Consider the following 14,310-nt stretch of genomic DNA (forward strand, 5'->3'; position numbering starts at 1 on the left):
TCATGTTTCACATGTTCGAAGTAGATGGCCAGTTGAAAATGATGTATGATCTTAAAAAAACAGCATTTTTGCTAGTTTTTTATTTTGTTCAGAAAAAAGCTGGAGTAACGTTGCGTTTCTTTATACAATAGAAATAAGTTAGTGGAAGAAAGTGGCTATAGGGAGAGAAGCAGCTTGGACATTGATTACGAAGGATTTAAGAAAAACATATATGATAAAACAGGAATTGATTTATCACTCTATAAAGAAGCTCAGATGAAACGCAGATTGCTTGCTTTAAGAGAAAAACGTTCTTTTCAGTCTTTTTCAGATTATTTTTTTTCACTTTCAAAAGACAGAGACATGCTAGAAGAGTTTTTAGACAGGATGACTATTAACGTTTCAGAGTTTTACAGAAACCCATCTCGCTGGGAAGTGTTAGAGAAAAAAATTCTGCCTATTTTAATTCATGATAAAACGTCATTAAAGGTATGGAGTGCAGCTTGTTCAACTGGGGAAGAACCTTATTCGTTATCCATGTTACTATCTGATTATAAAGGTCTTTCTCAATTTTCAGTCCTTGCTACAGATCTTGACGAAATTGTTTTAGAACGTGCTAAAAAAGGATACTATTTTGAAAGATCTATTCAAGATGTTCCAATAGACAAAAAAAGAAATTATTTTACAAAGCAAGAAATGGGATATAGGATTGATGAGTCAATTAAAAAGAAAGTAGTTTTCAAAAAACAAAACCTTCTTTCAGATCCTTTTATATCTGGTTTTGATCTCATCCTTTGCCGGAATGTCATGATTTATTTTACGGAAGAAGCAAAATGTGTTCTTTATAAGAAATTCAGCAATGCGCTCCGTCCTGGCGGAATACTATTTGTAGGAAGCACAGAACAAATTTTCAATCCTGGTTTATATGGATTGGAATCAGAAGAACCTTTCTTTTATAGGAAAAAATGAATGCTGAATAAAGGTTAACCATCTGTTTAGTTGACAGAATAAGCTGTATAGTTTATTCTAACTGATAAGTTTTTATAGTTTGAGTTTTAGAGCCTAGTTGAGACAAGTTGAGAGAGTTTGAGTGGAGCAGAGCCGAGAATGGGATTGTACATATGCCATGCGGTTATTTCCGCATGGTTTTTTTGTATTCCTAGCATTCGATCCTCTTATTTACCCCTCAAATCTCCGTAATTTACGGAGGTGTATTTGATTTTGAAAATCTTCTCAAAAAGACCTCCTTGAACGTCTAATTGCGTCATTCGTAAATTTAAACGTTAAGGGGTGTTCATATGATCCGAAAAATAATGAAAAAAGCAATCAATCATGAAACATTAACTGAAAATGAAGCTTCCGTAGTAATGGAGGGACTGATCACTGGTTCAGTTTCAGATGTTCAAGCAAGTTCATTACTAAGTATTATGAACTTTCGTGGAGAAACACCAGAGGAAATCGTCGGTTTTGTTAAAGTGATCCGGAAGTATTCTAAGCAAGTTCCAAACAAGTTTAGCGACGAAATGCTAGACACTTGCGGTACTGGCGGAGATGGAGCTTCGACTTTTAATATATCAACCGCTGTGAGTTTCATTTTATCTTCGCTTGGTGTTAAAGTTGCCAAGCATGGCAATAAAGCCGTGACATCAAGCAGTGGAAGCTCAGATGTATTAAGTGCTTTAGGAATTAATACAGCTGTAAATGGTTATGAAGCTGAGACACAATTGATAAAGCACGACATCACTTTCTTGCACGCACCTAATTTTCATCCAGCATTGAAAAAAGTGGCTCCGATCAGACAGCAGCTATCTTTCAGAACCATCTTTAATATTGTTGGTCCATTATGCAATCCTATGAGCCCGTCTTATCAACTGATCGGTGTTAGTGATGAAAGCCTAGCGGAACGCATGGCAAAAGCTATCACGATGCTGGGAATAAAAAGGGCGCTTCTAGTAACCGGTAAAGACGGTTTAGACGAGTGTTCGATCACAAACGAAACGAAGATGATACTCGTCGATAATGGTACAATTTCATCCTTTACCTACTCACCAGAAGAAGCTGGATTAGAAAGAGGAAACTTACAAGATATTACTGTTAAGGATAAAAAGGAAAGTGCTCATATCATTACTGACATCTTTAAAGGACAGAGCAGTGATTCGGCTAAAAATATCGTTATCTTAAATGCAGCTGCTGCATTATATGCATCTAATCGTGTTCCATCAATAAAAGATGGTGTCGGAATTATTGAGGACTGCCTTCGTTCTAAAACGGCTTATAATCATCTGCTGCAGATTACTAAGGAGGAGGCTAAAGCCCTTGTTAACTAAAATCATGAAACAAAAACAAAAAGAAATCGCTATACTTCCAAATATTCCAAATACGATGGATTTACACTACAAAACAAAAGATCATCGTCCATTTTCTGCTTCACTGAAGCAATCCAATCATAAACCTGGATTAATTGCAGAGGTAAAAAAGGCTTCACCATCAAAGGGAATTATTAAAGAAGAATTTGATCCTGTAAAAATTGCTGTTGAATACGAAAAAAGCGGTGCAGCTTGTTTATCAGTATTAACGGATACAGAGTTTTTTCAAGGCAGCTTGGATTATTTAAAAGAAATTCGCAGTCATGTTTCAATTCCTTTGCTGCGGAAAGACTTCATATTGGATGAACGGCAAATTATCGAAAGTGTTGAGTATGGGGCAGATGCAATATTATTGATAGCAGCTTGCTTACCTAATGAAAGATTAAAAGCTTTACATGAATTTGCAGTTGATTGTGGATTAGAGTGTTTAGTAGAAGTTCATTCAAAGGAAGAAATAAAAAAGGTATATGAGGTTTGCAATCCTGCGATGATTGGCATCAACAATCGTGATCTTAATACATTCACAACGAGTATTGACCATACTTTCTCATTGCTTTCTTATATTAAAGACGAAACGATTGTCATAAGCGAGAGCGGAATCAAAACTAGTGGAGATGTTGGGCGGTTATCGGAAGAAGGTATAGACGGAATGCTCATTGGGGAAACGTTAATGCGTGCAGATCATATTGGGAAAAAAATAAGAGAGTTATATAATGACATTTCAAATTAAATATTGTGGTTGTCAATCAGAAGAAGACTACAAACTATTATCTTCTTCAAAGGCACATATTATTGGTTTTGTATTTGCAGACAGTAAACGAAGAGTATCGACCAACGATGTTTCGCGCTGGATTGAACTTTATGGAAAACAAAAGAAATTAGCGGGAGTGTTTCAAAACGCTTCGGTAGAAACAATAGTGAACGCAGCAAATGAAATACCTTTAGATATTATTCAATGTCATGGACAAGAACAACCCGAAACACTCTTGCAGCTTAAAAATAAATTAAGTACAGATATATATAAGGCTATTCCTTTTAATGAGCAAGTGTTTGAGCAGATCAAATATTATTCCTCAAGTTCGGATGCTATTATCATCGATAGTATGTCTGAGGGACAGTTCGGCGGGACTGGTATTCCATTTTCCTGGAGTAAAGTGCCTGCGATTATAAATGAAGCTGAAAAACTTAATCTTCCGGTGTTTATAGCAGGAGGCATCACGCCGTCGAATATTTCAGCTCTCCTCCAATACAAGCCACATGGAATTGATTTGAGCGGCGGAATCGAGAAAGATGGTAGAAAATGCGAACAACGAATAACTGAATTGGAAGGGATGATTTGAATGTTAACTACAACTGTTCCAAATCTTCGAGGAAGATACGGTGATTTTGGCGGAAAATATGTACCCGAAACAATTATGTTTGCATTGGAAGAACTCGAGAAGGCTTTTGATGAAGCGATAGTAGATGATGGATTCAATAAACTATTTCAGAAGGAGCTTGCAATTTATTCGGGCAGACCGACACCTTTAACACCAGCAACGAGATTAAGTGAATCAAACAATGGTGCAAATATCTACCTTAAAAGAGAAGATCTTAATCATACAGGTGCGCATAAGATAAATAATGCGATCGGACAAGCCCTTTTAGCAGTACGTATGGGGAAGAAAAAAATCATAGCTGAAACTGGGGCTGGCCAGCATGGTGTCGCTGCAGCGACGGTTGCGGCAAAGTATGGTTTGACATGCAAAGTGTATATGGGGAAAGAGGATATAAGAAGACAGGCGTTGAATGTGTTCCGTATGAAGCTTTTAGGAGCTGAAGTGGTAGAAGTGACAAGCGGGAGTCAAACGCTTAAAGATGCGACAAATGAAGCAATTAGAGAATGGGTAGCGGCTGTTGAGGATACTTTTTACCTGATCGGATCTGCTGTTGGTCCTCATCCCTATCCGAAGATGGTTAAACAATTCCAGCAAGTGATTGGTAACGAAACGCTGGAACAGTTTACGCATCTACGAGATGGTAAATTACCTGAAGCAGTTGTAGCATGCGTTGGAGGGGGAAGTAATGCGATTGGAATGTTCGCTCCATTTATCGATAAAAATGTCCAGTTATACGGAGTAGAAGCTGCAGGTCTTGGAGTTGAAACGGATAAGCACGCTGCAACACTTTCAAAAGGACGCAACGGAGTAATCCATGGATCACTTACAAAGCTTTTGCAAACAAGCGAAGGCCAGATTACAGAACCTTATTCGATTTCAGCTGGTCTGGATTATCCAGGCATTGGTCCAGAGCATGCTTATCTTCATGAAACAAAACGAGTGAAGTATGAAGCAGTAACCGATCAAGAATCGCTCGATGCACTAGAACAATTATGTTTGACTGAAGGTATTCTGTGTGCACTTGAGAGTGCTCATGCAGTTGCTTATAGCCTAAAACTTGCCAAAACGATGAGCAAAAATGAATCAATTATCGTTTGTCTCTCTGGAAGAGGAGATAAAGATGTTCATACGCTTATGGAAAAAATGGAAGGGGGAGATCCTGAATGAATAAGAGATGGGAGACTTTTCAAAACACATCTGACTTTCGTTTCGTTCCTTATATTATGGCAGGAGATCCATGTGAAGAAGCAACGATCGAACTCTCTCTGGCACTAGAAGAATGCGGCGCGGCTGCTTTAGAGCTCGGTGTTCCTTATTCAGACCCTCTTGCTGACGGACCTGTTATACAGCGTGCAGGTATGCGCGGTTTAAAGCAGAATGTGACGCTTGAAAAAACGTTAAAACTCGTTTCGAAACTTCGGGAACGAGGATTAAAGATACCTGTTATCATCTTTACTTATTACAATCTTTTGTTACAATTAGGAGAAAATCGCTTCATGGAACTCGCTGAAGAAAACGGTGCAGATGGATTACTCGTTCCTGACCTGCCATATGAAGAAAGCGGCTATTTAAATGAAATGTGCAAAGAGCATGAACTTGCACTTATTTCACTAACAGCTCCTACTACACAGCTGGCTAAACTTCATAAGCTTGCATCAGAAGCTGAAGGATTTCTGTATTGCATCTCTTCATTAGGTGTTACTGGTATTCGAAGCGAGTTTAGAAATGGATTGAATGATTTCTTACAAGAAGCAAGATCTAAATCGAATGTTCCAGTCTTAGTTGGGTTCGGGTTGTCATCCAGAGAACAGATTGAGAAGTTTGAAGAAAACAGTGATGGCTATATTATAGGCAGTGCCATCGTAAAGAAGATCGAATCCTTAGAGGAACAGCTGTTACATGACAGACAGAACGCGATCTATGAGTTTAAGGAATTTTTACAGTCTTTGATACCTATGTATAGTCGTTAAAAAGGAGAGGGAACATGCAGCCGAAACAGCAATTATTACATTTAAGTCCATACAAACCAGGGAAGCCGGTGGAAGAAGTTAAACGCGAGTTGGGATTAAAAAAAATTGTCAAACTTGCATCTAATGAAAATCCATATGGCTGTTCACAGCTTGCTAAAGACAAGATTGTCGAAGAGCTGTCGAATCTCAATGTCTATCCAGATGGATATTCTGCGGAAATAAGAGAAAAGTTAGCGCGTTTTTTAGGTGTAAGTAATGATCAGCTTATATTTGGCAATGGTTCTGATGAAGTGGTTCAAATTTTATGCAGAGCATACCTTTCACCTGAGACAAATACAGTTATGGCAACTCCTACATTCCCACAATATCGTCACAATGCCGTGATTGAGGGGTCAGAAGTAAGAGAGATACAGCTTATAAATGGCAATCATGATTTAGATGCTATGCTAAAGGCTATTGACGAAAACACAAGAATCGTTTGGCTGTGCAACCCTAACAATCCTACAGGGAACTATATACCTGAAGCTGATTTTGTTCAATTTATGAAACAAGTTCCGTCTGAAGTTGTTGTTGTCAGTGATGAAGCTTATTTTGAATATGTTATTGCATCTGATTATCCGAATACGATTTCCTATTTAAATCACTTTCCTAATCTCATGATCCTAAGAACGTTTTCAAAAGCACATGGACTTGCTGCCCTTCGTATTGGTTATGGTATAGGGTCCAGCACAATCATCCAGTCGATCGAACCTGCACGTGAACCTTTCAATACTTCCCGAATTGCACAAGCTGCTGCAATCGGTGCACTGGATGATCACGGCTTTATCGAAGATTGCAAACAAAAGAACAGAGAAGGACTTGAGCTTTTTTATGAGTTTTGTGATAAAAAAGGTCTCTTATACTATCCTTCAGAAGCTAATTTTATATTATTGGATATTCAATCTGATGCTGACCTAGCCTTTAATTATCTTTTAAAGAAAGGCTATATCGTTCGTTCAGGAAACGCTCTTGGTTTCCCGACAATGATTCGTGTCACAATTGGAGAAGAAGAACAGAACAAAGAGATTATTGCTCATCTCGAGTCTTATTTAGCTGCACTTGTTCAAAATGTAAACGAATAAAATAACGAAAGACCCAAATGGATTGACTTTTTTGCTCCTTTTGGGTCTTTTTTCATTTTGAGAGATCTTGGTAATGTCTTATAACGTAACCTTCCCGAAGTATATAAAAAGTAAGACTAAGTAGGTTTACACGAAACGTCGATTGATTATTTTCTTAATTTTCAAAAAAGTATTGCATTTTATACGTGCTCTCTTTATAATGTAGTTAATATGGTTTCTCTCCACTCCTATCCATATTATTCTTTCCTGACAACGCTTACATGTCAGGTCTTTTTTTTGTCCAATTTTACTTTTTCACATAAATTGTTAAATCAAATCATAGCTTGTCTTAAAGAGTAAAAGGAGGCGAGCTATGAAATATATAATAGAGCGGCCGATCGATTCACTCGGAACGAGTACTGTTCTATCCTATCTAGTAGACTCTCAAAAAATATCATATGTTTCTCAAGGTCCTCTAAGGATGAATGTGATAAAAATGTCTATGCACGGATTTAAAATGATTCCTGGCCAAATTACTTCATTAATGTCCATAAATACGATGAAACTTGATATTGTTAAACAACGCATATCCCAAAAAATGAAAAATGGTACAACTACCTTATTAGCTTCAGCAGAAATTAATTTTCTTTATGAAGCAGATCATCAATTAAAGCGGGCAAGACATATGCTCATATCAAGTCCGATCGACTATTGTATTGGTTTATCCCTCTCACCCGAAAAATTGACTCCTGAGATTTTACGATATTGCAAAAAACAAAGAGTTCCTTTTATAGAATTAATCGTTGAGGATTTCAAACAATTAGCATCCGTCGTGTGGGAAAGAATTGCTGAAGCCAATTTTCCTTATCAATCTGTTATTATTCCAAAATTCCCAGATACGCTAGAAGAGAAAAAGAAAAAAACATGGCAAACAAAATGGAATGAACTTGCTAGCCGTAAAATGATTCCGACTTTCTACAAATCACTTCAAGAAGATGAGCCAATACCTCTGCCTTTTCTGAAATTGCTAGGAATATATCCTTTAAAAGGCGGATTGTTTACTGGAAGTGATGTGGACTATTGTTTAGTTTCAAATACTGGACAGGATGATCTGCCACAAACTGTCGTTGTCAGAGGGACGATTGTTTATTCACAAAATCTCGCTGAGAACAAGCAAGGATACGGAAAAGAAATTTCAATCATTCAACCTCGTCGTTTTGGAGAATCCTCTTTTTCTCGTGTATAATAAAAGCAAGTAAAAACAGGGGAAAAAGGAGTTTTAGGTTTTGAAAACAATCCAGGATGCAATAAGACTTGTTGAGCACGGAGAAGTTGAAAAGGGAATTTCTTTATTAGAAGAATTAACGAATGAAGCAACAGATGACGAGCAATTTGAAATTGCTGAACTTTATTTAAATTGGGGACACACTTCAAAAGCAATGACTATTTTTAATACTTTGCTTGAATCGTATCCTGGTGATGGTGAATTGCTGGTGTCCATAGCTGAATGCTGTTTAGATGAAGGAATGGATGAAAAAGCAATTTCTTATCTAGAGCAGGTTCAAGAAATTGATGATGAGTATTTACGAGCATTAATTTTACAAGCTGACCTATATGAAAGCCTTGGACTTTCAGAAGTAGCAGAACGGAAACTGACTGTAGCGTATGAAAAAGATAAAAATCATCCAGTTCTCGCTTATGCATTAGGGGATTTTTACTTGAGACAAGGTAAATTTGATTCGAGCTTGCCTTTGCTTCATCAAGCTGAAAAAGGGACAGATGAAATAGATGATCTTACTCTTAAACTAGCTGAGGCATTGAGCAGGGCAGGAAAGTTTGAAGAAGCTCTTCCAATGTACAGAAAAGCCCTCGCACATAACAAAGACTTATACAGTTTATTCGGTCATGGCATAACGGCTTATAAAGCAGGCGAGTTTAAAGAAGCAATCGCAGCTCTAGAAGAATTAAAGGATATGGATCCTGACTACACGACTCTCTATAGTATTCTTTCAGAGTCATATGAAGAAGAAGGCGCTATACCCGAAGCTTTTGAAGTCATACAAGAAGGCTTAAAGAGAGACGAGCATAACGAGAATATCTACATTCAGGCTGCCAGGCTCGCCTATAAGATGCATAATCCAGAGCAAGGTGAAGAATGGGTAAAAACAGCACTTCAGCTAAATCCAGCACGTATTGAACCGCTGCTCCGTTTAGGCGATCAATATTTACGCGAAGAAAGATTTGAAGATTTAATAAGCTTATACAAACCTCTTACTGAGATGAAGGAAGAAATTCCTCTCATGTACTGGCATCTTGCAACGGCAAGTAAAGAAATGGAACATTTTGAGGAAGCTTTGGACTGGTATAAAAGAGCCGCTGAATTTTTCCAAGACGATGACTTATTTTTAGAAGAACATGCCTATTTTCTTATTGAAGAAGGGAATCAGAATGAGGCAAAAGAAATGTTTGGTAAACTTCTGAAGAAAAACCCGGAAAGGGAAGATATTTCAGACGTTTTAGCCAGACTGGAAGATTTTTAAAACTTTCTGAAGGTAAGAAGGATTTTAACGTAAGTAAGAGAATATAAATATTTATAAAAATGACGTGTTTTAAATGATGGGGGGATTGCAATGAGCAGCACCGTTTCGGTCCTAGAGAAAAAGGATTTTATAAAATGGTTCCTTAATCATTATCAGTTAAAGAAACGCGAATGTGTATGGTTGCTAAATTATTTAGTTAGTGACGATCAGTTGATGGAAAAAGTTCATTTTGTTGAAAAAGCCGAATATTGTCCTAAGGCAATCATAATGTCAACTCAATGTACAGATGGAGTTCCGTTTCGTTTTTACAAACAAAATGTGTTAACTACGGATGCCGAAAAATCATTTCATGACATCCGACTGAATCAAGAAGAAGAAATTTATTTGGAACTGAATTTTAATGCTTCACGGCTCACCCCAGAATACGCTTCTGTATTAGAAGAGAATCCCCACCTGCCGCAAAATATGTCTATGGATAAAAAATATGGCATCTGGGCTGAAATGGTATTGGAGAAATCGATAGAAACTTATCGCAGAAATGATCTTATGGCTAAGATCGATGAAGCACTAGATCAAAAAGACTATGAAAGTTTTACAAAATGGACCGCAGAGTTAAAGGATTTAGAAAAACAGCCTTCATAAATAAACCTATCAAGCTGACTTAAAGTGTTTATACAGCACTTTAAGTCAGCTTTGTTTTTTTAAATATATATACATTAAGAACCAGATAAAAATTCCCATACAAAGAACTCTAAAAAGAATAATGTGTACATATAAACTCCAGCCTATTTTCATGAGTAAAATGTGATACGATAAAGAGCAGGAATTATTTGTGAAGGAGATAGTTTACATGAAATGGAAAACGAAGGATGCTGATTTGTTTTTAAAATCTGGCGAATATGTTGATAGTCTATTAATCCCGTTAACACCTGTCGATTTCAAACAAGACTTTAAAAGCAGTGTCTCCATGGGTGAATATACAGATCTGCTCTGTGAAGAAATTGAAAGGCAGCTGCAAGGAAGATTATTTTTAGGACCGAAATTTACATATGTGAAAGAAATGAGTGACACCTCACCATTAGAAAATTTAAATAATTTGCTGAAACATATAGCTGATTCCGGGCATTTTAAACATATCTTTTTAATGACGAGCGATGTGAGCTGGAAGGAATTTGAGCATACTATGAATGGACAACTTTTTTGGATACCTGCATTGCCTTTAGAAAATATGGATGAAAAATATAAGCTCGAAGTCATAAAAGAACAAGTGAAACCGCTTTTTCAGCTTATCTTTAACGAGTGGCAGAGGGATGTTAATTCTTGATTTTCACTCCATGTTCATATTGACAGTAAAAGACAACTTAGGCTATCATGTTTATGTCCTAGTAATATGTGTGTAAAGTCCGGTTGGACCGTCATTTACAGCATAAGGGGGGGAAAACAATGTCAAAGGAAGATATTTCAAGACGTCAGTTCTTAAACTACACGTTAACTGGCGTAGGTGGATTTATGGCTGCCGGTATGCTGATGCCAATGGTCCGTTTTGCTCTGGATCCGATTTTAGAACCGAGCGGAGATCAAAAAATGGTAGCGGTTACTGAAGTGGATAAGCTAACAAACGAACCGAAGCGTTTTGACTACAAAGTCAAACAAAAAGACGGCTGGTACGAGTCTGATGTAACACTGTCTGCCTGGGTTTATAAAGCGAAGAATGGTGATGTTATCGCACTATCTCCGGTATGTAAACACTTAGGTTGTACAGTAGACTGGAATACAGATCCGTCGCACCCTGGACAATTCTACTGTCCTTGCCATTTTGGCCGTTATACGAAGGATGGTACGAACGTAAAGGGTACCCCACCACTTGCACCACTTGATGTATTTGAGAGCAAGGTGAAAGATGGAAAGCTTTATTTAGGAAAGGCAAAACCAAGAAAGGGGGCGTAATGAATGCTACAAAAGGTTTATGACTGGGTAGATGAGCGCTTGGATATTACGCCGCTTTGGAGAGACGTTGCAGATCACGAAGTACCAGAACACGTTAACCCTGCGCATCACTTTTCTGCGTTTGTTTACTGTTTTGGCGGATTAACCTTCTTTATTACGGTCATCCAAATTTTATCAGGAATGTTTTTAACCATGTATTATGTACCTGATATTGTGAATGCATGGGAATCTGTGTATTATCTGCAAAATCAAGTGGCATTTGGTGTGATCGTACGTGGTATGCACCACTGGGGCGCGAGCCTAGTAATTGTAATGATGTTCTTACATACATTGCGCGTATTTTTCCAGGGAGCTTATAAAAAGCCAAGAGAGTTAAACTGGATTGTTGGAGTACTTATTTTCTTTGTTATGTTAGGTTTAGGTTTCACAGGTTATCTTTTACCTTGGGATATGAAAGCGCTATTTGCGACAAAAGTAGGAATCCAGATTGCAGAAACGATTCCTGTTGTTGGCCCTATTGCAAAAACATTCCTTGCCGGTGGAGAGATTATTGGGGCACAGACGCTTACGCGGTTCTTTGCGATTCACGTATTCTTCCTTCCAGCAGCATTGTTAGGGTTAATGGGAGCTCACTTCTTAATGATTCGTAAACAAGGTATTTCCGGACCATTGTAAAAAACCAGCACGAATTTTAAAAGTTTCATAAGAGCAAAGGAGGGAAATATATGCATCGCGGTAAAGGGATGAAGTTTGTCGGAGACTCTCGTGTTCCAGTAGAACGTAAGCCGAATATTCCAAAAGATTATTCGGAGTATCCTGGAAAAACGGAAGCGTTCTGGCCGAACTTTCTTTTAAAAGAATGGATGGTTGGTGCCGTATTCTTAATCGGTTACTTAATTTTAACCATCGTTCATGAATCTCCTTTGGAGAAAAAAGCTGACCCTACCGATGCCGGATATATTCCTCTTCCAGACTGGTACTTCCTATTTTTATACCAGCTCTTGAAGTACAAGTATGCGGCAGGGGATTATGTTCTTATCGGTACTGTAATTATACCTGGTTTAGCATTTGGTGCTTTAATGTTAGCGCCGTTCCTTGATTCTGGTGTAGAAAGACGTCCATCCAGACGTCCGATTGCAACTGGATTGATGCTATTAGGTCTGATTTCCATTACATATTTAACATGGGAATCCGTCGTGACCCATGATTGGGAAAAAGCAAAAACTCAAGGTAAAATCGTTCATGTGACTTTTGATGAAAATGATCCTGGTTATCAAATTTATCAAAAACAAAGCTGTGTAGGCTGTCACGGTAATACACTTGGCGGTGGAGCCGGTCCTTCGTTAATCGGTACAGGTTTAAAGCCTGAGGAGATTATGAAGATCGCTAAAGAAGGTAAACCGCCAGCAATGCCAGCTAATGCATTTAAAGGTTCTGATGAAGATCTAAAGAAATTAGCGGAGTTTATCTCAAAACTTGAGAAATAATATGCAAGAGCCGGCTCGGTTAGGGCCGGCTTTTTCTAACTGCAAAGGAGTAATCTGTATGTGGTTTTTCACGATATTGAAAGAGAAATGGTTTCTTTCCACTCTTCTTCTCGTCAATATTTTAGGGACGATTTACGGTTATTACTGGTATGGATATCAATTGGAGCAAACGCCGTGGTATTTTTTGCCCTTCGTTCCGGATAGTCCGACTGCCTGTTTATTTTTTGTATTTGTTTTAATTGGTTTTTTGACGAAAAAGCAATCAGGTTTGTTTGAAGCTCTGGCAGCGGGTTCGTTGTTTAAATATGGAATCTGGGCTGTTGGAATGAACCTGGGGGGTGCACTAGTCGGTACTCCTTTAGATGCTACAAACTATATGCTGATCTTTTCGCATTTTGGCATGGCTCTTCAAGGTATCTTATATGCGCGGTATTATAAGATAAAAGAATGGCATGTAGGAATGGCGGCACTTTGGTTAGTACATAATGAAATCATAGACTATGTCTATGGAATGATGCCAACTTATTCAGTGTTAGCACCTTACGGACACTTAATCGGCTACTTGACATTCTGGCTGTCTGTGATAACGATTCTATTATTGTGGAGAATGAAGAGCCGCAGCAATCTATTAAATTGAATTTAGGTCTAACCTTGTCCAAGTACTCATACGTTTTAGTATAAGGGTACGGGAGGGCTACGGATGAAAAGGTTAGGATGGGCATTTACTGTTTTATGTTTAGCGTTTGGACTTGCTATTCCAGCAATTGCTGGCAATCATACTTCTAATGAACAAAAAGAATGGTCAGAAATAAATGAACTTACTGCTGAAATATGGGAACTCGGAAAGATTGAACGCTTCGACGAGGCTGCTGATGTGCTTGAATTTGCCGCAGCAGATATCTCAAAGACCGGGGAAGTAATTACGCTCAGACCGGATCAGCAGCGATTGGTGGAATATACGTTATCTGAGGCATTAATGTCTATTCAAAACCCAGAATGGACAAAAGAGAAGAAAATGAATAAATTAACTGAAGTCCGGCTTTTGGTAGATGCTCTCCAAACAGATTATGAGCCATTATGGAAGAAAACCGGTTTGATGATATTGGAACCGTTTATAAGCATGGAAAAAGGTATAAATAAGAATGATTATTCATATTTTCACCAAGCTGTAAATTTACTGCTTCAGCGTTATGAAACCGTACGGCCTGCCTTGTCCGTAGATCTAAGTTCTAAAGAAATGGACCGACTCGATGAACATGTATCATTTGTTGATCATAATCGATCTGCAATACTTACAGACGAGAATCATCAAAAACAATTGGAGGTAGCTGCTGCAGACTTTGAAGCCCTCTTTTTTGCAAAAAAGGACGATTCTGAACCTTCTTTGTTCTGGCTGATCTTTTCAATTGGCGGTATTATCTCATCTACATTATTTTATGTGGGATGGAGAAAATATAAAGGTGATAAGGAAGAAGAGCTGCGTGTTCCTCAAAAGAGGTAACATGCTTATTCTTTGACAACAAAGACGAAATAAACGTAAAA

16 protein-coding genes are annotated in these 14,310 nt (G+C 38.0%); all 16 read left to right on the top strand.

The annotated features are described in order from the left end of the window. Window positions 1-174 precede the first annotated feature (174 nt). The 16 genes from RGB74_RS08695 (at window position 175) to RGB74_RS08770 (ending at window position 14,269) form a co-directional block, all read left to right on the top strand. The gene (locus RGB74_RS08695) at window positions 175-948 is read left to right on the top strand and encodes a CheR family methyltransferase (RefSeq protein ID WP_310762587.1); all 774 of its coding nucleotides are present in this window, start codon (window positions 175-177) and stop codon (window positions 946-948) included. A gap of 329 nt (window positions 949-1,277) precedes the next feature. After that, a complete protein-coding gene (trpD, locus tag RGB74_RS08700) occupies window positions 1,278-2,306 on the top strand; it encodes an anthranilate phosphoribosyltransferase (RefSeq protein ID WP_310762588.1) in 1,029 nt (342 codons plus the stop codon). After that, window positions 2,296-3,075 carry an indole-3-glycerol phosphate synthase TrpC gene (trpC, locus tag RGB74_RS08705; RefSeq protein WP_310762589.1) on the top strand — a complete coding sequence of 260 codons (780 nt, stop codon included), beginning with the start codon at window positions 2,296-2,298 and terminating at the stop codon, window positions 3,073-3,075. The genes trpD and trpC overlap by 11 nt, the downstream gene beginning before the upstream one ends. Further along, a complete protein-coding gene (locus tag RGB74_RS08710; protein ID WP_310762590.1) occupies window positions 3,059-3,685 on the top strand; it encodes a phosphoribosylanthranilate isomerase in 627 nt (208 codons plus the stop codon). Before trpC ends, RGB74_RS08710 begins: the two co-directional genes overlap by 17 nt. Continuing rightward, window positions 3,686-4,891, top strand: a complete 1,206-nt coding sequence (gene trpB, locus RGB74_RS08715; RefSeq protein ID WP_310762591.1) for a tryptophan synthase subunit beta — start codon at window positions 3,686-3,688, stop codon at window positions 4,889-4,891. After that, window positions 4,888-5,694 (top strand): tryptophan synthase subunit alpha, encoded by an 807-nt coding sequence (gene trpA / locus RGB74_RS08720; protein WP_310762592.1) that lies wholly within the window; start codon window positions 4,888-4,890, stop codon window positions 5,692-5,694. Before trpB ends, trpA begins: the two co-directional genes overlap by 4 nt. A 14-nt stretch (window positions 5,695-5,708) precedes the next feature. Further along, window positions 5,709-6,815 carry a histidinol-phosphate transaminase gene (gene hisC / locus RGB74_RS08725; protein WP_310762593.1) on the top strand — a complete coding sequence of 369 codons (1,107 nt, stop codon included), beginning with the start codon at window positions 5,709-5,711 and terminating at the stop codon, window positions 6,813-6,815. A 352-nt stretch (window positions 6,816-7,167) separates the two neighbouring features. Continuing rightward, a complete protein-coding gene (locus RGB74_RS08730; RefSeq protein WP_310762594.1) occupies window positions 7,168-8,040 on the top strand; it encodes a hypothetical protein in 873 nt (290 codons plus the stop codon). Window positions 8,041-8,080: 40 nt separating this feature from the next. Further along, window positions 8,081-9,334: a tetratricopeptide repeat protein gene (locus RGB74_RS08735; protein WP_310762595.1), complete on the top strand. Its 1,254-nt coding sequence runs from the start codon at window positions 8,081-8,083 to the stop codon at window positions 9,332-9,334. Window positions 9,335-9,424: 90 nt separating this feature from the next. Continuing rightward, window positions 9,425-9,976, top strand: a complete 552-nt coding sequence (locus RGB74_RS08740) for a ReoY family proteolytic degradation factor (protein ID WP_310762596.1) — start codon at window positions 9,425-9,427, stop codon at window positions 9,974-9,976. Window positions 9,977-10,184: 208 nt separating this feature from the next. Then, window positions 10,185-10,658 carry a YpiF family protein gene (locus RGB74_RS08745; RefSeq protein ID WP_310762597.1) on the top strand — a complete coding sequence of 158 codons (474 nt, stop codon included), beginning with the start codon at window positions 10,185-10,187 and terminating at the stop codon, window positions 10,656-10,658. A gap of 119 nt (window positions 10,659-10,777) precedes the next feature. Further along, the gene (locus tag RGB74_RS08750; protein ID WP_310762598.1) at window positions 10,778-11,281 is read left to right on the top strand and encodes a Rieske (2Fe-2S) protein; all 504 of its coding nucleotides are present in this window, start codon (window positions 10,778-10,780) and stop codon (window positions 11,279-11,281) included. Between the two features lie 3 nt (window positions 11,282-11,284). Continuing rightward, window positions 11,285-11,956 (top strand): menaquinol-cytochrome c reductase cytochrome b subunit, encoded by a 672-nt coding sequence (gene qcrB / locus RGB74_RS08755; RefSeq protein ID WP_310257820.1) that lies wholly within the window; start codon window positions 11,285-11,287, stop codon window positions 11,954-11,956. A 50-nt stretch (window positions 11,957-12,006) separates the two neighbouring features. Then, window positions 12,007-12,768: a menaquinol-cytochrome c reductase cytochrome b/c subunit gene (locus RGB74_RS08760; protein ID WP_310762599.1), complete on the top strand. Its 762-nt coding sequence runs from the start codon at window positions 12,007-12,009 to the stop codon at window positions 12,766-12,768. Between the two features lie 58 nt (window positions 12,769-12,826). Then, entirely contained in the window at window positions 12,827-13,405 is a 579-nt protein-coding gene (locus RGB74_RS08765; RefSeq protein WP_310762600.1) for a lipoprotein heptaprenylglyceryl N-acetyltransferase LhaT, read from the top strand. 63 nt (window positions 13,406-13,468) lie between these two features. Continuing rightward, window positions 13,469-14,269 (top strand): sporulation protein YpjB, encoded by an 801-nt coding sequence (locus tag RGB74_RS08770; RefSeq protein ID WP_310762601.1) that lies wholly within the window; start codon window positions 13,469-13,471, stop codon window positions 14,267-14,269. The last annotated feature ends 41 nt before the right edge of the window (window positions 14,270-14,310 follow it).

The organism is Bacillus sp. NEB1478 (assembly GCF_031582965.1).
Lineage (GTDB): Bacteria > Bacillota > Bacilli > Bacillales > Fictibacillaceae > Fictibacillus.